Source organism: Paraburkholderia sp. FW306-2-2C-D06C (genome assembly GCF_058781505.1).
Genome location: NZ_JBYSWU010000009.1, coordinates 55,767 through 75,576, shown reverse-complemented (window position 1 = coordinate 75,576; position 19,810 = coordinate 55,767). Strand labels below are relative to the sequence as shown.

The window sequence follows — 19,810 nt, the reverse complement described above, 5'->3', positions numbered from 1 at the left end:
AGACAACCCATTCGTTCGCTATAACTGGAGACACAAATGACATTGACGAGTGATGAAGCGCTGAAATTTTCCCTGAACCGGATGAGCGCACCGCGGCTGGCGTTCGCCGACTATGCCGCGCTTTGCCAGCGCCTGGCCGTCGATGCGATTGAGATCCGCAACGACCTCGAAGGCGTCGAGATCAACGACGGCACGCCCGCCGGCGATATCAAGGCGCTTAGCGCCGCGGCGGGGCTGACGATCCTGTCGATCAACGCGCTGCAACGCTTCGAACGTTTCGACGCGACCCGCGCGAAGGAAGCAGTGGCGTTGTCGCGCTATGCCGCTGACTGCGGAGCCCGCGCGATTGTCCTGTGCCCGACCAACAGCCGGCAGGATCAACGCACGGCAAGCGAGCGTCACGCCGATCTGGTTAATGCGCTCAGGCAACTGGAGCCGATCCTCGACGATCACGGACTGCTCGGTCTGATCGAACCGCTCGGCTTCGAGGAATGCGCGCTGCGCCGTAAATCCGATGCGGTCAAGGCAATTTACGACGCGGCAGGCGAGCACCATTTCCGGCTAGTACACGACACGTTTCATCACCACCTGTCGGGCGAAGACATTTTCTTTCCGGACCTCACGGGTCTGGTCCACATTTCGGGCGTCGAGGATGGCGGCCTGCCCGTTGACCAGATGCGCGACGGGCATCGTGTGCTGGTCGGCGCGGACGATCGGCTCGGCAACATCCGTCAGTTAAACACATTGCTTGCGCGTGGTTATCGCGGTCATGTGTCGTTCGAGCCGTTCGCCGAGGAAATTGCCGGCGCTGACGACATCGAAAGCCGCTTGCGCGACAGCATCGCTTATATCCGCGCGAGCGTCGAGTCGGCACAGGTGCGCAAGGCCGCGTAGCAGGGGTTCTCAGTACATGCATAGAAAGAGATCGAGCACGTGAAGACCGCATGAAAGTTTGCCGCGTGGACCTTGGCATCAGACCGATAGGCCGCGCGGGTTCAATCAACTGATAGGAGACATGTCAATGAAATTTATCACCCGATCCGTGGTCGCCTTGTCGTTCGCGGCGGTGCTGCCGATTTCCGCTATGGCAAGCACGACAATAGGCGTCTCGATGGCGCACTTCGACGACAACTTCCTGACCACGGTGCGCGACGCAATGGCGACCGAAGGTAAAGCGCACAAAGACATCAACCTCGACTTCGAGGATGCGCAAGGCGACGTGGGGCGGCAGGTCAGCCAGGTCGAGAGCTTCGTGTCGCAGCGGGTGGCGGCGATCATTGTCAATCCCGCCGACGCGGCGGCGACCAAACGAATGACCGATACCGCCCGCAAGGCGGGTATCCCGATCGTCTACGTCAATCGTAAGCCGGATGAGCCGATGGGCAACGGCGCCTATTTCGTCGGCTCGGACAGTCTCGTGGCCGGGCACCTGCAAATGGATTACCTCGCGAAGCAACTCAAAGGCAAAGGCAATATCGCCATCATGCTCGGTGAACTGTCGACCGATGCAACGCGGGACCGTACGCGCGGGGTGAAGGATATCGTCGCGAAGAATCCGGGCATCAAAATCGCCGAGGAGCAAACCGCGAACTTCGACCGTAGCCAGGGCATCAACCTGATGAGCCAGTGGCTGAGCTCGGGCAAGAAGTTCGATGCGATCGCTGCGAATAACGACGAGATGGCGCTCGGCGCATTGATTGCGATGAAGCAGGCCGGCGTCTCGCCGAAGAGCGTGCTGGTCGGCGGGGTCGATGCGACCAAGGAAGCTTTGAACGCGATGGCCAAGGGCGATCTCGCTGTCACCGTGTTCCAGGACGCGCGAGGGCAGGGCAAGGCTGCGGTCGATACCGCTATCAAGCTGGCCAGCGGCGACAAGAGCGTACCAAAAGAAGACTGGATCCCTTATCAACTCGTCACACCGGATAACTACAAGAGCTTTCTGAACAAATAGCCCGCATGACCTCGGGGCGCCGCGCGCGCCCCGTTTCATCCACAGAGGGAGTGCCACTATGTCAGATCTCACCATGAGAGCGCAGGCCGCTCGGACGGAACACGTCGCTGCGTCGGCGGCGCATGAGCCGATCTTCGCCGCCCGCAAGATTCGCAAAGCCTTTCCCGGCGTGATCGCGCTCGACGACGTGTCGATCGACATCCACGCCGGCCGGGTGCATGCGCTGATGGGCGAAAACGGCGCCGGCAAGTCGACGATGATGAAAATCATCGCGGGCGTCTATTTTCCCGACGACGGCTCGCTGCATTTCAAAGGCAAACCGATTGCGCTGAAGTCACCGCGCGACGCACTCGACCGCGGTATAGCGATGATTCACCAGGAGCTGAATCTGCTGCCCTGCATGACGGTGGCGGAGAACATCTGGATCGGCCGCGAACCGCGCAATCTGCTGGGCCTGATCGACCATCGCGCGCTGAATCGGCGCACCGGCGAACTGTTCGCGCAACTCGGCATCGAGATCGATCCGCAGGTGCAACTGGGCAGCCTGAGTATTGCGAACCGCCAGATGGTGGAAATCGCCAAGGCTGTGTCCTTCGACTCCGATCTGCTGATCATGGACGAACCGACCTCGGCGATCACCGACAAGGAAGTCGAGCATCTGTTCCGGATCATCGGCGAGCTGAAGGTGCAAGGCAAGGCGATCATCTACATCACGCACAAGATGGATGAGGTGTTTCAGATCGCCGACGATATTTCGATCTTCCGGGACGGCCACCATATCGTGACGCGCACGGCGAAAGAGTTCGACAAGCAATCGTTGATTGCAGCGATGGTGGGCCGTGAACTCACGCAGGTCTTTCCCAAGATGGAGGTCGCGATCGGCGAAGTGGCGCTCGCCGTGCGCAACCTCGGCCGCCGCGGCGCGTTCTCGAACGTCAGCTTCGACCTTCGGTACGGCGAGATTCTCGGCGTGGCCGGTCTGATGGGGTCCGGGCGCACGGAGGTGATGGAGGCGGTCTTCGGTATCTGTCCGTCCGACCAAGGCGAATTGCTTTTCGACGGCAGACGCCGGGCGATTCGTTCTCCGCAACAGGCGATCGCCGCGGGCGTCGCGTTTCTCACCGAGGACCGTAAGAGTACCGGGCTGTTCCTTCAGCTTTCCGTCGGCGAAAACATGCAGATTTCGGCGTTGCGCCGCAATTGCGCGCTGGGCTTCGTCCGGCAAAAGCGTGTGAACGTTTCGTGCGGCGATATGTGCCGTCAGTTGAAGGTCAAGACGCCCGGCCTGCACGAAGTCATCGAGAACCTGAGCGGCGGCAACCAGCAGAAGGTGTTGCTCGCGCGCTGGCTCCTGAACAAACCCAGGATCCTGATCCTCGATGAACCGACGCGCGGCGTCGACGTCGGCGCGAAGGCAGAGATCCACACGCTGATCACGCAGCTCGCAAGGGATGGGGTCGCGATCATCATGATCTCGTCCGAACTGCCCGAGGTGATGGGCATGAGCGACCGGATCGTGGTGATGCACGAGCGCACCGTCAGCGGTGTTCTGCCTCGTGCGAGCGCCACGCAGGAAAGCATCATGGCGCTCGCTTCCGGCGAGCAGCCTGAATTAGCGGTAACGGCAACGACCATTTTGCATGGGACCGGAGCAAGCGCTGAAGCGCCAGCTCCGATCGACAGCTTTGCATGGGACCGGAGTAAGCGCTGAAGCGCTAACTCCGATCGACACAGGAGACAACTATGCGTAACTCAGCCATCCTCACCCCGGAAATTCAGCATCCTGCTCCACGTAACTGGCGCTTACCGCAGGAGACCAGCATTCTGCTCGTGCTGCTCGGTATCGCGCTGGTGTTCGAAGCGCTCGGCTGGATCGAGCGCGGCCAGTCGTTTCTCTATAACCCGCAGGGCCTGCTGATCATGGTGCTGCGCGTGTCCGAAATCGGGCTGATCGCGGTGGGCGTCACGATGATCATCATCGCGGGCGGCATCGATCTGTCATCCGGGTCCGTGGTCGCGCTATCCGCGATGATTGCCGGCAGCCTCGCGCAGACCTCGGGTTTCGGGCGCACGGTGTTTCCAGGACTCGTCGATCTGCCGGTGCTCGTGCCGGTCGCGGTGGGTGTGCTGACGGGCGGAATTTGCGGCCTGATCAACGGTACGTTGATCGTGCGCACCGGTGTGCCGCCCTTCATCGTCACGCTCGGCATGATGGTGTCGGCGCGTGGACTGGCGCGCTACTACACGCACGGCCAACCCATCAGCATGTTCACCGACGCGTACTCGGCAATCGGCAGCGGCGCGAAGCCGGTGGCGATCTTTCTGCTGGCTGCGCTCGTCTTCCACATCGTGCTGCGCTACACGCGTTTCGGTAAATGCCTGTATGCGATCGGCGGCAATGTGCAGGCGGCGCGCGTGTCGGGCATCGGCGTCGGGCGCAATCTGGTGGCCGTCTACACGATTGCAGGGCTGCTGACGGGGCTGGCCGGTGTGGTCGTCTCGGCGCGCGCACAGACGAGCCAGTCCGGCATGGGCATGTCATATGAACTCGACGCCATTGCCGCGGCCGTGATCGGCGGCACCAGTCTCGCCGGCGGCGTGGGCCGGATCACCGGCGCGGTGATCGGCGCATTGATCCTCGGCGTGATCTCGAGCGGCTTCACCTTTCTGGGCATCGACTCGTACATCCAGGAAATCGTCAAGGGAATGATCATCGTCGCGGCCGTGATCGCCGACCAATACCGCAAGCGGCGCGCTCGCTAAGCAACGCTATCCATCCGTCATCTATTTCGGTGCAATCGCATATGAACCATTCCACCTCTTTCGCTGCAGACCGGCCACTGGACATCGTCTGTCTGGGCCGCCTCGCGGTCGATCTCTATGCGCAACAAATCGGTGCCCGGCTCGAAGACGTCACCAGCTTTTCGCGGTATCTGGGCGGCTCGTCGGCCAACATCGCGTTCGGCTGCGCCCGCCTGGGATTGAAGTCAGCCATGCTATCGCGCGTCGGTAATGACCACATGGGCCGGTTCCTCGTCGACGCGCTGGCAAAGGAAGGCTGCGACGTCAGCCACGTGAAGACCGACATGGAGCGTCTGACGGCACTCGTGCTGCTCGGTCTGAAAGACCGGAACACGTTCCCGCTGGTGTTTCACCGTGAAAACTGCGCCGATATGGCGCTCGACGAGACGGACTTCGACGAAGCGTTCATCGCTTCCAGCAAGGCGCTGCTGATTACCGGGACGCATTTATCGACCGAAGGTGTGCTTCGCGCGAGCATGACGGCGCTTGACTATGCGCGGCGCAACGGCGTGCGCACCGTGCTCGATATCGACTATCGGCCGGTGCTGTGGGGTCTGACGGGCAAGGCGGACGGTGAAACGCGCTTTATCGCCGACGGCAGCGTAAGCGCGCATCTGCGTGGCATCTTGCCGAAGTTTGACTTGATCGTCGGTACGGAGGAGGAGTTCTGCATCGCCGGCGGGTTCGAAGATCTGCTCGAAGCCCTGCGCTCGGTGCGCGCCGTGAGTACGGCCACGCTGGTCGTCAAACGCGGCCCGCTGGGTTGCACGGTGATCGACGGCCAGATTCCGGCAGACCTCAATGGAGACCGGCATTTTCGTGGCGTTGAGGTCGAGGTCATGAATGTACTCGGTGCGGGTGATGCGTTTATCTCCGGCTTTCTCAAAGGATGGCTAACAGGCGCCGACTATGCAATTTGCTGCGCCTATGCAAACGCCTGTGGCGCGCTCGTCGTATCGCGCCACGCCTGCGCACCGGCCATGCCCACGCCGGCCGAACTGGAGTACTTCCTCGCCCACGCCGACCGTTTGCGCCGTCCCGATCAAGACGCGGCGCTCGCGCGTCTGCATCGTGTGAGCGTGCCGCGCAAGCGCTGGGACGAAGTGCTCGGCTTCGCATTCGATCATCGCAGCCAGTTCTTCGAAATGGCGCAGCGGGCCGGCGCCGATGAAGCGCGCATTGCGACGCTCAAGCAGCTTTTCGTGCGAGCGGTCGAAGAAACCGAAATGGCCGGTGGCTACGCCGGCAGGATCGCGGTGCTGATCGACGACCGCTATGGACAGGATGCGTTAAACGCGGCAACGGGCCGTGGCTGGTGGATCGGCCGCCCCGTCGAGTTGCCCGGATCGAACCCGCTGGAATTCGAACATGGCCGCTCGATCGGTACGGCGCTCACAAGCTGGCCTGGCGAGCACATCGTCAAATGCCTGGTTCAATACCATCCGGACGATGAAGCGCTGCATCGGCTGGAACAGGAAAGCCAGGTCCGTGCGCTCTATGACGCGACGCAGGCAAGCGGTCACGAACTGCTGCTCGAAGTGATTCCGCCGAAGGATCGCCCACAGGCGCAGGACACTGTGCATCGGGCACTCAAGCGCCTCTATAACCTTGGTATTTATCCCGACTGGTGGAAGCTGGAGCCGATGAGCGCAGACGCATGGCGCGACATCGATGCACTGATCGAGGAACGCGATCCGTACTGCCGCGGCGTCGTGCTGCTGGGTCTGAATGCGCCGGTTGCCCGGTTGGCTGAAGGCTTCGAGGCGGCGCGCTCGAGCACGACGTGCCGCGGGTTTACCGTGGGCCGCACGGTGTTCCAGGAACCGGGCCGGGCCTGGCTCGCGGGTGAGATCGACGATCGGATGCTGATCGACCAGGTGCGCAGCAACTTCGAGACGTTGATCGGCCTGTGGCGAACATCGCGTAACCCCATCACGGAAGTGCCGCGTGAGGAGCAAGCCGCATGACGCGCACCGTCCGACTGACTACCGCACAGGCGCTCGTCAAGTATCTGGCCGCGTTGCGTGCGCCAGCCGATGACGAGCGGGCCACGCCTGTCCCGCTGTTTGGTGGCGTATTCGCGATCTTCGGACATGGCAACGTCGCGGGACTCGGCGAAGCGCTGTATCAGCAGCGTGACGCGTTGCCCACTTTGCGTGCGCACAACGAGCAGGCCATGGCTCACGCCGCGATTGCCTATGCGAAGGCGCATATGCGGCGCCGGATGATGGCTTGTACGTCGTCGATTGGTCCAGGCGCCACCAATCTGGTTACCGCGGCGGCGCTTGCGCACGTGAATCGTTTGCCGGTATTGCTGTTGCCTGGCGATACCTTCGTTTCACGCGCGCCTGATCCGGTGCTGCAGCAAATCGAAGACTTTCACGACGGGACCGTCTCCGCCAATGATTGTCTGAAACCCGTGTCGCGCTATTTTGACCGGATTGTCGCGCCGGAGCAGTTGCTGAGCGCGCTGCCGCGGGCGGTGCGCGTGCTGACCAACCCGGCCTTGTGTGGGCCGGTCACGCTGGCGTTGCCGCAGGACGTGCAGACGCATGCGTACGACTATCCGGTCGAATTCTTCGAGCCTGCCATGGTGAGTTTTCGTGCGCCATCGCCAGATCAGGATCAATTGGCCACGGCAGCCGCGGCGATACGCACCGCGCAGCGTCCGTTGATCGTGGCCGGCGGCGGTGTGCTGTACGGCCGGGCCAGTGCCGCACTGCGCGCGTTTTGTGAGCGGCACGGCGTGCCCGTGTGTGAAACGCAAGCCGGAAAAGGCGCGTTGAGCTGGGATCATCCATTGCAACTGGGCTCGGTCGGCGTCACTGGCTCGCCGGCCGCCAATACGCTCGCTCGGGAAGCGGACGTCGTGATCGCCATCGGTACGCGCTTGCAGGACTTCACCACGGGGTCGCATTCGCTGTTCGGGCAAGCGCGCGTCGTGACGATCAACGTCAATGCGTTCGATGCGGGCAAGGCGCGCGGTGTGGAACTGCTTGCCGATGCGCGACTCGCGCTCGATGCGCTGTCACGCGAATTGTCCGCCGCAACGCCTGAAACGAAGGGCGCATGGCGAAGCAGCGTGGCGTGGCAGGACAGGGCGCGCACAGCCGCCGATAGCTGGCGCGCAACGGTCAGCGAGATCACCGGCCGGCGTGAACTCGCGCCGGACCAATTGCCGTACGACGGCAACGTGATCGGCGCGGTACAGCGTTCACACGCGGATTCGCCGTCGCACGATATCGTCGTTTGCGCGGCGGGCACGCTGCCTGCGGAGCTGCACAAGCTATGGCGCACCACGCGGCCGGGCGGTTATCACGTGGAGTATGGCTACTCGTGCATGGGCTACGAGATCGCGGGCGGTCTGGGTGTCAAGCTGGCGCAGCCGGATCGAGAAGTGATCGTGATGGTCGGCGACGGCAGCTATCTGATGATGAACAGCGAGATTGCCACGTCGGTGATGCTCGGCGCGAAGCTCATCATCGTCGTACTCGATAACCGCGGCTATGGTTGCATCAATCGTCTGCAACAGGCGTGCGGCAGCGCACCGTTCAACAATCTTCTGGACGACTGTGTTCAGGGGCCGCTCGGCGCGCCACAGATCGACTTCGCCGCCCATGCCGCGTCCCTCGGCGCGCGCGCCGAACACGTGGCGAGCCTCGCCGAACTCGCACCCGCGCTCGAGCGTGCACGCGATTCCGATCGCACCTATGTGATCTGTATCGACACGGACCCCGCTCGCACCACCCCCGAAGGCGGCTGCTGGTGGGAAGTCGCGGTACCCGAAGTGTCTACCCGCGCTGAGGTGCGGGCGGCGCGCGCGAATTATGAACGGAACAAGCAACAGCAAAAGAGCCCGCTATGACGAATTCCTTCGATGTAAAAATCGGCATCAATCCTATCTCGTGGTTCAACGACGATCTGCCTTCGCTCGGTCGCGAGACGCCACTCGAGGTCGCGCTCACCGAGGGCCGGGAAATCGGCTATCAAGGTTTCGAACTAGGCAACAAGTTTCCGCGCGAACCGCGCGCGTTGCGCGAGGTGCTGTCGCGTCATCAACTCGAACTGGTGTCGGGCTGGTACTCGGGGCGTCTCGCCGAACGTAGCGCTGATGAGGAAATCGCCGCGCTCGGTCCGCATCTCGCGCTGCTTGCACAGGGTGGTGCGAAGGCGATGGTCTACGGCGAGGTCGCCGGCTCGATTCAGGGCGAACGTAACGTCCCGCTCCTCAAGCGCCCGCGTTTCTTTACGGATGAGCAGTGGCGGCGCTACGCGGACCGGTTGGACACGGTGGCGCGGTACACGCTTTCGCACGGTGTACGCCTCGCTTATCACCATCACATGGGCGCTTATGTCGAAACCCCGGAAGACGTCGACCGTCTGATGGCGCTCACCTGCGACGACGTCGGCTTGCTGTTCGATAGCGGCCATGCGGCATTCGGCGCAAGCAAGACGACATTCAGCGGCGCTGCGTCCCTGGAAATGCTCACCCGACATTTCGCACGCGTTTGCCACGTTCACTTCAAGGACGTCCGGCCTGAGATCGTCGAAATTGCGCGCAACCGTCAATGGAGTTTCCTCGATGCGGTGATTAACGGCGCCTTCACGGTGCCGGGCGACGGAGCGATCGACTTCGCGCCTTTAATCCGGCAACTACGCGATCACGGCTATCGCGGCTGGCTCGTCGTCGAAGCCGAGCAGGACCCGGCGGTGGCGCCGAGCCTTGCGTACGCGCAAAGCGGCTATCGGCATCTGCGTGCGCTGGTCGATCGCGCGGCCACGGAACTGGAGGCCGCATGAGCCTGCTCGTCAAAGGAAAGCCCGCGGGGCGCGAGATTGTCACGGTCACGCCTGATAGCGCCGGCTGGCGTCACGTTGGTTTTGCCGCTCAACGCCTCGCGCGTGGCGAGCAGGTGACGTTCAATACCGGCGCGACCGAGATGTGTGTGGTCGTGCTCACGGGCGTGGTCAGTGTCGGCACGCCAGAGCAGACGTGGAGAGAAATCGGCGCGCGCCGCAGTGTATTCGAGGCGCGCTCGCCGTATGCGGTCTACGTGCCACCCCATACCGCAGTGTCGATCGACGCGCACGACGATGCCGAAATCGCACTGGCCAGCGCGCCCGCCGAAGGGCGGTACGAAGCTCGCCTGATCGAGCCGGACACGATTGCCCGTTCGGTGCGCGGCAGTGGAACGAATACGCGCTACGTTTGCGACATTCTTCCTCAAACGGAGCCTGCGGAGTCGCTGCTGGTAGTCGAGGTGCTGACACCAGCGGGACACGCGTCGAGCTATCCGCCGCACAAGCACGACGTGGACGATATACCGGCGGAAAGCTACCTGGAAGAAACCTATTACCACCGCCTCGATCCGCCGCAAGGCTTCGCCTTCCAACGTGTCTATACCGACGCGCGCGACATCGATGAAGCGCTGGCGGTCGAGGATCACGACGTGGTCATGGTGCCGCGCGGCTATCACCCGGTGGTGATGCCGCATGGCTACGACGGCTACTACCTGAACGTGATGGCTGGGCCGAAGCGCGCGTGGCACTTCAAGAACGATCCTGCTCACGAGTGGATGTTGTCGCGATAGCCGGGAATCGCGATTCCCGTAGTTGTTTTTTGTAATCTATGAGAAGGATGCCTTATGGAAGCGGCAGGAATCAGTACGTCTTTACAAGGTGATGTGACGGTAACGGCGCATTTTTTTGGTGGCAAGCATAGACACGGCTCGAGTGAACGCCGGGCTCCCGTTTATAACCCCGCGACCGGCGACATTGCTTCGTACGTCGCACTTGCCTTACAAAGCGACGTCGACGCCGCGGTGACTGCGGCCGCGTCGGCATTCCCGGCATGGGCGGCGATGCCCCCTCTCAAGCGTGCCCGCATCATGTTCCGTTTCAAGGAACTGATCGAACGCAACCTCGACCGGCTCGCTGCGACGATTACAGCAGAACACAGCAAGGTTCTGTCCGATGCGAAAGGCGAAGTGATTCGCGGCCTCGAAGTGGTGGAGTACGCGTGCGGCATCACCGAACTGCTGAAGGGCGAGATCTACCGCGAAGAAATCTTCGGGCCAGTGGTCTGCATCGTGCGCGCTGCGGATTTTGCCACGGCATTGGCGCTCGTCGATGAGCACGAATACGGCAATGGCGCGGCGATTTTTACCCGCGATGGCGAGGCGGCGCGCGAGAGTCTTCTTGGCGATCACCATGCGCATGGTCCGGAGGCGGTGCGTTTTTACACGCGGCAAAAGGCCGTCACGCAACGCTGGCTAGGCGGTCGCGCACAGGGCGCAGAGTTTGCAATGCCGACGATGTAGGTCCGACCGTCCCCGATTGAAAAGACGAAGCATCGCGGCATACGACGGTGCGGGCGACGGCTTTTATATAACAAACGACCATGGTTATGGAGACACAATGAAAAAGGCATTTTTTAGTGTACTGATCGGTGCATGTTCATTCACTGTTGCAACAGCGCAGGCACAAAGCTCGGTGACGCTTTACGGCGTCGCGGATGCCGGCTTCGATTTTCTCAGCCAGGTGCAGACGGGCACCGGCACGACTGCGTCGCGTTTGCGTGCTGAAAGTAGCGACTTTGGGGCGAGCCGGTTCGGGTTGCTCGGCAAGGAGGACCTGGGCGGGGGGCTGGCAGTCATTTTCAATCTCGAATCGGGTACGAACCTGATGTCGGGAACTGCCGGCAGTAGCGGTGGGCGTCTCTTTAGCCGTAAGGCGCTGGTCGGGTTCAGCAGCGAGCAGTACGGGCGGCTTCAGATGGGACGCAATCTGTTCATTGCGAATGATCAGTGGGACGCGGACCCGATGGTGCAGCAGGCCTATTCGTCCACCGCACTCGTACGAAGCCGCAATGTGCCGATCACAAGCAACAACATTGAATATCAGTCGCCTTCCATTAACGGTTTCAGTGCGCATTTGCAGTATGCGCTCGGCAATCAGGCCGGCGCATTTAATCACGGAGCCGCCGACGAAGCCGGTCGCAGCGATGGGGTGCAACTGACCTACAGGAATGCGTTGTTCATGCTGCGGGGCATGTACGACGAATTACGGGACCCGAACGGCCGTATGAGCAACGTCTTCACCAGTTCACAGGAATTCTTTGTTGGCGCCAACCTGTATCTGGATGCGCTCACGCTGCAGACGGCCTACACGCATCTCAGCGCGCCTGACACACCTGCCGGTCTTGCGCGCAGCGCGGATCACTACTGGTTTGGCGGGCAGTATCGGCCGACGCCCGCGCTGACGCTCAGCGGCGCTGTGTACTACATCCATGTCGGGTCTGGTGCGGGAGACGCGACACACGATCCGTCCGGCCACGCAACGATGTTCGCGACGGGTGCAACGTACAGCCTGTCGAAGCGCACGCTCCTGTATGCGACGGTTGCGCACGTGCGCAACGCGAGCGGGTCGAATTTTTCTGTGGTGAACAACAACCCCGGTCTGAATAACGACAATCTCGACAACCCCTTGCCCGGGCGTTCGCAGACCGGCGGTTATATCGGCATCAACCACTCGTTCTAACAAAGTGTGTTGATGTCACGCGCTATTTACCGCTCTTGCCCACGGGCAAGAGCTTCATTTCGACGAAACCCATAAAACGGGAGAATACGATGATTGACATTGCTTTGTTCGGAGCCGGCCGCATCGGCAAGATTCATGCAGCGAACCTTGTACGTCAGGCGGGCGTGCGGCTCAAGTATGTGGTCGACATGCACGCGCCTTCGGCACAGGCGCTCGCGCAGATGCACGGCGGGAAAGTGACGGACGTCGAAGGCGCGCTGGGTGATCCTTCGATCGGCGCAGTTGTCATCGCGTCGAGCACGAATACCCACGCGGATCTGATTATCCAGGCGGCGAATGCAGGGAAAGCGGTGTTTTGCGAAAAGCCGGTGGACCTGACGGTCGAACGTTCACGTGAGAGTGCAGCGGCGGTTGCTCGCAATGGTGTGATCTGCATGATCGGCTTTCAGCGCCGTTTCGATCCGACGTTCGCGGCGCTCAAGACGCGCATCGAGCGCGGCGAGATCGGCGATCCAGAAATGCTGATCATCACGAGCCGCGATCCAGGGGCGCCGCCTGTCGAATACATCAAGAGTTCGGGCGGCATTTTCAAGGACATGCTGATCCACGATCTGGACGTGTTTCGCTGGATTCTGGGCGACGAGGCGCAAACGCTTCACGCCACCGGCAGTTGCCTGACCGATCCGGCTGTTCAGGACGCGGGCGATATCGATTCGACCGCGGTGACGATCCGCACCAGACGCGGACTCCTGTGCCAGATCAATACGTCGCGGCGAGCAGCCTATGGCTACGATCAGCGCTTCGAAGTGCTCGGCAGCAAGGGCATGCTGCAGGCGGGCAATGTGCGGCCGACCGAAGTGACCGGCTGGTCGGCAAGTGCTGTGTCGATCGATGTACCGGAGCCGTTTTTTCTCGAGCGCTATCGGCAGGCCTACGCTGCGGAGATGGAAAATTTTGTCGAGGCGCTAACCACAGGCACACCTGTGCGTACGACGATCGACGATGGCGTCAAGGCACTCGAGTTGGCTCAACTCGCTACGCTTTCGTGGCAAAGGAAAGGCGAGACACTTCAGGTCGAGTCTGGGAGTGGAGCGTAGCGCTTTCTGACGTGGCATATCGGCATCCTCTTAAGCGCGGGAGTGCGTTCCCGCGTACATCATCTTTGGACGTCAGATTGCTGGTTCATGGCCTGTTGCTCACGCTCATCCGTGAAGGGCGGTTGCAGTGGCTTGCAGGCCGCTCGCGTTAGAGTGCGTACGGATTTTCAACATCGCGCCAAATTTCTAATCCGAAGATTTTTCCCTTGCCGCGTTGCGTAGAGTGCACGCAATTCTGGTACTTCGTGACTTAAGCGGGGGACGCTACCGCCAGAAACCGCGCCAGGCGATTCCACATTTCCACGGGATTTGAATACATGGGGAAATGCCCGCTGTGCGAGATTTCCGCCAGTTCCACGCCATGACCCTGAAGATGGGACAGATATGAGAGCGTAGCGTTCTGCTCGCCATACATGAACATCCGCGGGAACGGCAACGACAGGAATTTCGTCATCAGGTCCCCGTGGTCGGACAACTCGACCATGGATCTGAAGATGCCGCGCACCGCTTCGGCACGGACCTTGTGACGCAAGCTCGTCGCATAGAGCGGACACGAATAGAACGACGAATGCCACGTCCGTTCTATGAAGTCGTTGAAGAATGCCTCCGCGCTTTCCGCCGGATATTCGATGACCTGTCGGCTCAGGAAACAGTCCTCGGGCGCCACGTTGCCCTCGATGTCGGTAAGGCTCAGCACGCGCTGAGGTATGTCATGAGCCAGCATGAGGGCGGTGAGGCCTCCCATCGAATGCCCGACGAGATGGAACCTGCCGATTCCGAAGTGATCAAGCACAGCCTTCGCGGTCGCTACGAGGAAAGGGATCGACACTTTCGATAGATCGCCGCAGTTCGTTGCTCCGCAGCCGGGTGCATCGTATGCGATAACCGGATGCATGTCGAAAGCCGGATGGTGAACGATATCGGCGTAATCCTCTTTGGTTGAACCGAAGCCGTGCAGGAACAGGACGGGCGCCAGGGTACCCGCTCGGAGCATCATGGAGAGATCGACCTCGACGCCCTGCACGCTCAGTGTCAGGTTTTCTTTCGCAAGCTCACCCGGCAACGGCATGATTTTCCTCACTGAGCGATTGGCAGAAGCGCGTGATCGCGCGGCATGCGTCGATCAGTGCGTCGTCATCGAGTGCATAAGCGATCCGGATGTATGGGCCGAGCCCAAAGGCACTGCCTTGCACGACGGCGACGCCGGCTTCGTCCAGTATCGCGCCTGCTACGTCTTCATCGGTATCGAGGCGTGTTCCAGCGGGCGTGACGCGGCCAATCAATCCCTTGCACGAGGCAAACGCATAAAAGGCGCCGCCGGGTAGGGCACACCTGAGACCGGGAGCCTGATTGAGCAGCTTCACCATCAGGTCGCGCCGCTGCTCGAAGACTGAACGCGATTCGGAGATGAACTGTTGCGGACCGGTGAGCGCAGCCAGCGCGGCATGCTGGGAAATCGCGCTCGCTCCTGAGGTCTGCTGTCCCTGAAGCTTCTCCATTGCGTCGAGCAGCCAGCGAGGCCCGGTACCGAAGCCGATGCGCCAGCCCGTCATCGCATAGGCCTTGGAGACGCCATTCATCGTCAGCGTGCGTGACATCAGGCGAGGCTCAACCTGAGCGATCGTATGGAAAGTCGCGCCGTCGAAAATCAGGTGTTCGTAGATGTCATCCGAGAGGATGAGCACATGCGGATGGGCCAGCAGCACTTCGGCAAGCGCTGCCAGTTCCTCTCGACTGTAGACCGCGCCGGTCGGATTCGACGGCGAGTTCAGGATCAGCCAACGCGTGCGAGGTCCGATCGCTCTGGCCAAGACCTCTGCTGTCAGTTTGAAACCGGTCTCGCTGCCGCATGTGACGATGATCGGGCGTGCACCGCACAACTGAACCATCTCTGGGTAGCTGACCCAGTACGGTGCGGGAACGATGACTTCATCCCCTTCGTTAAGCGTCGCAGCCAACGCGTTGTAGATGACCTGCTTGCCGCCGCTGCAGATGATGGTGTCCTGCCAGCTGACGTCGAGTCCGTTCTCGCGCTGGAACTTCGCGGCCACGGCCTCGCGTAGCGGTCGCATGCCGGCCACCTGCGTATAGCGCGTATGTCCGGCGCGCATCGCTTCGATGGCCGCGTCGCAGATGTGGACCGGCGTGTCGAAGTCCGGCTCGCCTGCGCTCAGCGAGACGATCCGCGCACCCGAAGCGCGTTTCGCAGCGACGCGATCCATCATGCGATAGGTTGCCGAAGGTTGCGCCTTGGCGAGGTGCACGTTCAGGCGTTGCAGAGCCACCGTCATATCGCTTTTCTCCATTGCGTCAGACCCATCAGTTCGAGCGTGCTCGCGCCTTCGGTGAGCTGTTGCATCATCGTCGCTTCCTTCGCCGCGCGTGCTTCTCCGGCAATGAGGGTGCGCTCCGCTTCGGCGGCGGGAATAATGATGACGCCGTCGTCATCGGCCACCACCAGATCGCCCTGAGCGACGGGTACGCCGGTGAACATCGTGTGCTGGCCGACCGACGGTGCGCTGGCCTTGACCGTCCCGCGCACCGAGATCCCCCGTGCGAACACAGGAAAACGCCGCGCGGTCATGGCGGCAACGTCTCTCACACCGCCGTCGATGACCAGGCCCACCACGCCCGCAGCCTCAGCCGCTACCGTGAGCACTTCGCCCCAGTAGCCCGCTACGAAATTGCTGGTGCCGACTACCAGCACGCTACCGCGGGGCACGCGTTCCATGGCGATGTGAATCGCCAGGTTGTCCCCGGGCGAGCAAACCAGCGGATACGCTGGGGCCGCGATGAAAGCGCCGGGCCAGATCGTCCGCACCAGGGGATCGACGGCGCACGGCAGGCCCGATGCCTCGTAGAGCGTGGCGCTGCCCAACGCTCGCGCGCGCTGGGCGAAGTCTGCGGGCAAAGCCAGTGCTGAAGTGTGGGTGCTCATGACGCCTTCCGTTGCAGTGTGTGGTAACCGAGCGCTTCACGTGCTTCCCCAAGTGTCTTGCCCTGAGCAATCTGCGCGCGGATATCCGCTTCGACGGCTTCGATCTGTCGGGCCGTGGCGGCCACCTCGCGCGCCCGCTCGCGCGGGACGACGACGACACCGTTGGCGTCGGCGACGACGATGTCGCGGGCGCCAACCCGTGCCGTGCCGATGGACACGGGGACATTGACGGCCTCAACCTGAACGCGGTCTTTACCGGTGCGCATGTAGCATCCTTTGGTGAACAGGGGATAACCGTCGCCCAGTGCTTTCGTCACGTCGCGACACACGCCGTCGATGACCGTACCGGCGATCTTGCGAGCCCCCGCGTACTGGGTCATGATGTCGCCCCACACCGTGCAGTCGGTCCGACCGCCGTTATCGATCACAACGACATCGCCTTGCGCGACATCGTCGATAAAGTCGCCGACTGTGCCAGCGGGCGTGCTCGCCGGAACATACTTCACCGTGAATGCCGGACCGACGACCACGCCCGCGTAGTTATCCAGCGGTGCGACGCCGAGGCACTGGCCGGGCAGTCCCAGCTTGTCTAACGCGTCCGATACGCCGGGTGTATCAAGCCCGGCGAACAGGGCAACCAGTTCCTGATCCTCGTGATTCATGACTTGCTCCCTTCCTTGATAGCCTCAAATTCCTTGTCGTGCATGACCTCGGCGACTGATCGGCCGGAGCGAACGGCCTGAACCATGCCGTCCTGCCGACGGGCGATGCGTTCGCCCAGTTCGACGACCTCTTCGATGCGCGCGGCCGGGACAAATACAGTGCCGCAACGGTCGGCGATGACATAGTCGTCTTCATGGACGAGCACGCCGGCAACGTTGACGGGCTCGCTCGATGAAACCTGAATGACCCGATTGCGCGCACTGATCATGGTTACACCGCGCCCAAAAACCGGATAGCCGATCGATTCGCTGCCTTCGATATCGCGGCTCATGCCGTCGATCACGGAACCACGAATGCGCTTGAATTGCGCTGCATTCGCAAGAATGTCGCCCCAGCACGAAATTCCGTCGATGCCGCCGGCGATAACCAGAATACGGTCGTCCGACTGGATCTGTGCGATGACGGGGGAAATGAGGTGGACTGTCGGTTTGGCGTCCGTCTTCGCTCCGAGTTGGATGGTGCTGGCGCGGCCGACGATCTTCGGGCAATCCCACAGGGGACGCAGGCCGAACGTCGCGCCGGGAAGACCAAGGAAGTCCAGTGCGTCGGACACCGTATTGGTGTCGAGCGCGGCAAAACGGTCAAGCAGGGAGGTTGGAGTCACGGCCGTGCGGGGAACTGGTTGCGATGCCGTACTTTCGCGCCTAAAGTTCGATATGTATATTCCGAATACCGGAAGCCATCAATACGTCAAACCTATCAAGCTATCATGATCAACTTCCGGCTTATCCGTCATTTGTGGCTCTTCCTGGCCGTTGCCGAGGAGCAGCACTTCGGGCGTGCTGCACGGCGCCTGGATATGTCCCAGCCGCCGCTGACCGATCAGATCCAGGCACTCGAACAGGCGTTGAAGGTGAAGCTGTTCGAGCGGTCCCGGCGCGGAACTCAACTTACCCCGATTGGGGCTGCGATCCTGCCGGCGGTGCGCAAGTTCGCGGACCAGCTTGAGCGGCTTGAGTTTGCGGTGCGCGAGGCCGTTGCCGGCCGAAGCGGCGTCCTGACCATCGGCGCGATTTCGTCAGCGATGCTGGATGTGCTGCCGCCGCTCATCGGGCGGCTAAAGTCCGAGTATCCGCAACTCACGGTATCGGTAAGGGAGATCGACAGTGTCGAAGCTATTCCCGCACTCGAGTCGGGTGACATTGACCTGGCTTTTGCGAGACTGGAGGGCGAACTCGGCGGGAACATTGAGTCACTTCCGCTGGCGCAGGATCGCCTGGTGGTGGCCATGCCGCGCAATCATGCAATGGCTGGCAGTTCACGTATCAGGCTGGCCTCGCTCGCAGACGAAGATTTCGTGATGTTTTCGCGCCAGGTCAGCCCGGTGCACTTCGACAGTCTGGTGGCGTCTTGCCGGGTCAACGGGTTCTCTCCCCGAATCCTGCATGAAGTGCGCTCGGTGGCTTCCCAGGTTGCGTTTGTGGGCTGCGGTCAGGGCATTGCGCTCGTGCCGGCTTCGTTGAAGAAACTGGCGCCCGAGAACGTTGTGTTTCGTCCGCTCAAGGAAAACGTGAGCGTAGTGACCACCGCTCTGGCCTGGAGCACCGCTCGTGACAACCCGCTGATAAACGCGGTTGTTGCCGTATTAAGTAGCACGGTGGCTAGGCCGAGGGGGCGTAGGCTGTTGCGCTAGAGCCGCTGGATTGAGTCGCCCGCCTGCCACATCTCGGGATTTCCGTAGAGAGGTTCGTGCCGTATCGGTAAAACCCTCTTGAGCCTTCGGGGCGAAGTTCTTTCGACCTGACCGCCATGCCTGTTCCAGACGAATACCACTGGGAGCCCTAGGACGAGCCTATGGCGGGCAAAGCTAACTCGTATTTGCGCCAGAGTGCTGCCGGGGTTCCAATGCAGCCTGACCAATGCGGATAACCACCGATAAATACTTTGAGGGCCGTCAAACGCCATCCGGCGTGCCGCTTTTCATCTGTAGAACGACCTGAACGTTCTCGTGCCACGGCATGTGCGAAGCAGTGCGACGACGAACATGGAGTAGACAATGAAGATCCTTGTACCAGTCAAGAGAGTGGTCGACTACAACGTGAAAGTCCGGGTGAAGTCGGACGGCACGGGCGTCGACATCGCGAACGTGAAGATGTCGATGAATCCGTTCGACGAAATCGCGGTGGAAGAAGCGATTCGTCTGAAGGAAGCGGGCGTGGCGACCGAAGTGATCGCCGTGTCGGCCGGTGTGACGCAAGCGCAGGAAACGCTGCGCACGGCGCTGGCGATCGGTGCGGACCGCGCGATCCTGATCGAGTCGGGCGAAGAACTGCAGCCGCTGGCGGTCGCCAAGCTGCTGAAGGCGCTGGTCGACAAGGAACAGCCGCAACTGGTCATCCTCGGCAAGCAGGCCATCGACGACGATTCGAACCAGACCGGCCAGATGCTGGCTGCACTGGCGAATCTGCCGCAGGCGACGTTCGCCTCGAAGGTGGTCGTGGCGGACGGTAAAGCCACCGTTTCGCGCGAAGTGGACGGTGGTGCTGAAACGCTGTCGCTGACGCTCCCCGCCGTGGTCACGACCGACCTGCGCCTGAACGAGCCGCGCTACGTGACGCTGCCGAACATCATGAAGGCGAAGAAGAAGCCGCTGGAAACGATCAGGCCGGAAGACCTGGGCGTTGACGTTGCGCCGCGCCTGAAGACGCTGAAAGTCGCCGAGCCGCCGAAGCGCTCCGCTGGTGTGATGGTGCCGGATGTGAAGACGCTGGTCGAGAAGCTGAAGACCGAAGCCAAGGTGCTTTAAGTAACACGCGGAGA

General features: G+C 61.7%; 18 protein-coding genes. 13 read left to right on the top strand and 5 right to left on the bottom strand.

Annotated features, from left to right (window positions below):
* The first annotated feature begins 36 nt into the window (after positions 1 to 36).
* The 11 genes from AC3WLT_RS09340 to iolG all read left to right on the top strand — a co-directional run bounded on the left by AC3WLT_RS09340 (position 37) and on the right by iolG (position 13,389).
* Positions 37 to 894 (top strand): TIM barrel protein, encoded by an 858-nt coding sequence (locus tag AC3WLT_RS09340; protein ID WP_492591595.1) that lies wholly within the window; start codon positions 37 to 39, stop codon positions 892 to 894.
* Positions 895 to 1,021: 127 nt separating this feature from the next.
* Positions 1,022 to 1,951, top strand: a complete 930-nt coding sequence (locus AC3WLT_RS09335) for a sugar ABC transporter substrate-binding protein (protein ID WP_492591594.1) — start codon at positions 1,022 to 1,024, stop codon at positions 1,949 to 1,951.
* Positions 1,952 to 2,009: 58 nt separating this feature from the next.
* Entirely contained in the window at positions 2,010 to 3,662 is a 1,653-nt protein-coding gene (locus AC3WLT_RS09330; protein WP_492591593.1) for a sugar ABC transporter ATP-binding protein, read from the top strand.
* A gap of 32 nt (positions 3,663 to 3,694) precedes the next feature.
* Positions 3,695 to 4,714 (top strand): ABC transporter permease, encoded by a 1,020-nt coding sequence (locus AC3WLT_RS09325; protein WP_492591592.1) that lies wholly within the window; start codon positions 3,695 to 3,697, stop codon positions 4,712 to 4,714.
* A gap of 41 nt (positions 4,715 to 4,755) precedes the next feature.
* Complete coding sequence (locus tag AC3WLT_RS09320; RefSeq protein ID WP_492591591.1) at positions 4,756 to 6,720, top strand: bifunctional 5-dehydro-2-deoxygluconokinase/5-dehydro-2-deoxyphosphogluconate aldolase; 1,965 nt, start codon at positions 4,756 to 4,758, stop codon at positions 6,718 to 6,720.
* Positions 6,717 to 8,618 carry a 3D-(3,5/4)-trihydroxycyclohexane-1,2-dione acylhydrolase (decyclizing) gene (iolD, locus tag AC3WLT_RS09315; protein ID WP_492591590.1) on the top strand — a complete coding sequence of 634 codons (1,902 nt, stop codon included), beginning with the start codon at positions 6,717 to 6,719 and terminating at the stop codon, positions 8,616 to 8,618. The genes AC3WLT_RS09320 and iolD overlap by 4 nt, the downstream gene beginning before the upstream one ends.
* Positions 8,615 to 9,553: a myo-inosose-2 dehydratase gene (gene iolE, locus AC3WLT_RS09310; RefSeq protein ID WP_492591589.1), complete on the top strand. Its 939-nt coding sequence runs from the start codon at positions 8,615 to 8,617 to the stop codon at positions 9,551 to 9,553. Before iolD ends, iolE begins: the two co-directional genes overlap by 4 nt.
* Positions 9,550 to 10,344: a 5-deoxy-glucuronate isomerase gene (gene iolB / locus AC3WLT_RS09305; RefSeq protein WP_492591588.1), complete on the top strand. Its 795-nt coding sequence runs from the start codon at positions 9,550 to 9,552 to the stop codon at positions 10,342 to 10,344. Before iolE ends, iolB begins: the two co-directional genes overlap by 4 nt.
* Positions 10,345 to 10,398: 54 nt before the next feature.
* Entirely contained in the window at positions 10,399 to 11,073 is a 675-nt protein-coding gene (locus tag AC3WLT_RS09300) for an aldehyde dehydrogenase family protein (protein ID WP_492591587.1), read from the top strand.
* Between the two features lie 97 nt (positions 11,074 to 11,170).
* The gene (locus tag AC3WLT_RS09295; protein ID WP_492591586.1) at positions 11,171 to 12,292 is read left to right on the top strand and encodes a porin; all 1,122 of its coding nucleotides are present in this window, start codon (positions 11,171 to 11,173) and stop codon (positions 12,290 to 12,292) included.
* Between the two features lie 89 nt (positions 12,293 to 12,381).
* Positions 12,382 to 13,389, top strand: coding sequence for an inositol 2-dehydrogenase (iolG, locus tag AC3WLT_RS09290; protein WP_492591585.1), 1,008 nt, complete (start codon positions 12,382 to 12,384; stop codon positions 13,387 to 13,389).
* Between the two features lie 250 nt (positions 13,390 to 13,639).
* Here iolG and AC3WLT_RS09285 read toward each other — a convergent pair whose 3' ends face one another.
* From AC3WLT_RS09285 to AC3WLT_RS09265, 5 genes are read right to left on the bottom strand one after another with little or no spacing between them, the layout of a single operon-like run.
* Positions 13,640 to 14,458: an alpha/beta fold hydrolase gene (locus AC3WLT_RS09285; protein WP_492591584.1), complete on the bottom strand. Its 819-nt coding sequence runs from the start codon at positions 14,456 to 14,458 to the stop codon at positions 13,640 to 13,642.
* On the bottom strand, positions 14,442 to 15,680 hold the full coding sequence (locus AC3WLT_RS09280) for a pyridoxal phosphate-dependent aminotransferase (RefSeq protein WP_492591583.1): 1,239 nt from the start codon (positions 15,678 to 15,680) through the stop codon (positions 14,442 to 14,444). The genes AC3WLT_RS09285 and AC3WLT_RS09280 overlap by 17 nt, the downstream gene beginning before the upstream one ends.
* Positions 15,677 to 16,327 carry an RraA family protein gene (locus tag AC3WLT_RS09275; RefSeq protein ID WP_492591582.1) on the bottom strand — a complete coding sequence of 217 codons (651 nt, stop codon included), beginning with the start codon at positions 16,325 to 16,327 and terminating at the stop codon, positions 15,677 to 15,679. The genes AC3WLT_RS09280 and AC3WLT_RS09275 overlap by 4 nt, the downstream gene beginning before the upstream one ends.
* A complete protein-coding gene (locus AC3WLT_RS09270) occupies positions 16,324 to 16,989 on the bottom strand; it encodes an RraA family protein (protein WP_492591581.1) in 666 nt (221 codons plus the stop codon). The genes AC3WLT_RS09275 and AC3WLT_RS09270 overlap by 4 nt, the downstream gene beginning before the upstream one ends.
* Positions 16,986 to 17,654: an RraA family protein gene (locus tag AC3WLT_RS09265; RefSeq protein ID WP_492591580.1), complete on the bottom strand. Its 669-nt coding sequence runs from the start codon at positions 17,652 to 17,654 to the stop codon at positions 16,986 to 16,988. Before AC3WLT_RS09265 ends, AC3WLT_RS09270 begins: the two co-directional genes overlap by 4 nt.
* Before the next feature lie 105 nt (positions 17,655 to 17,759).
* Here AC3WLT_RS09265 and AC3WLT_RS09260 point away from each other — a divergent pair, with 105 nt between their 5' ends.
* Together AC3WLT_RS09260 and AC3WLT_RS09255 are read left to right on the top strand one after the other, a co-directional pair.
* Positions 17,760 to 18,683 (top strand): LysR family transcriptional regulator, encoded by a 924-nt coding sequence (locus AC3WLT_RS09260; protein WP_492591579.1) that lies wholly within the window; start codon positions 17,760 to 17,762, stop codon positions 18,681 to 18,683.
* A 363-nt stretch (positions 18,684 to 19,046) separates the two neighbouring features.
* Positions 19,047 to 19,796 carry an electron transfer flavoprotein subunit beta/FixA family protein gene (locus tag AC3WLT_RS09255; protein WP_492591578.1) on the top strand — a complete coding sequence of 250 codons (750 nt, stop codon included), beginning with the start codon at positions 19,047 to 19,049 and terminating at the stop codon, positions 19,794 to 19,796.
* Positions 19,797 to 19,810: the final 14 nt, after the last annotated feature.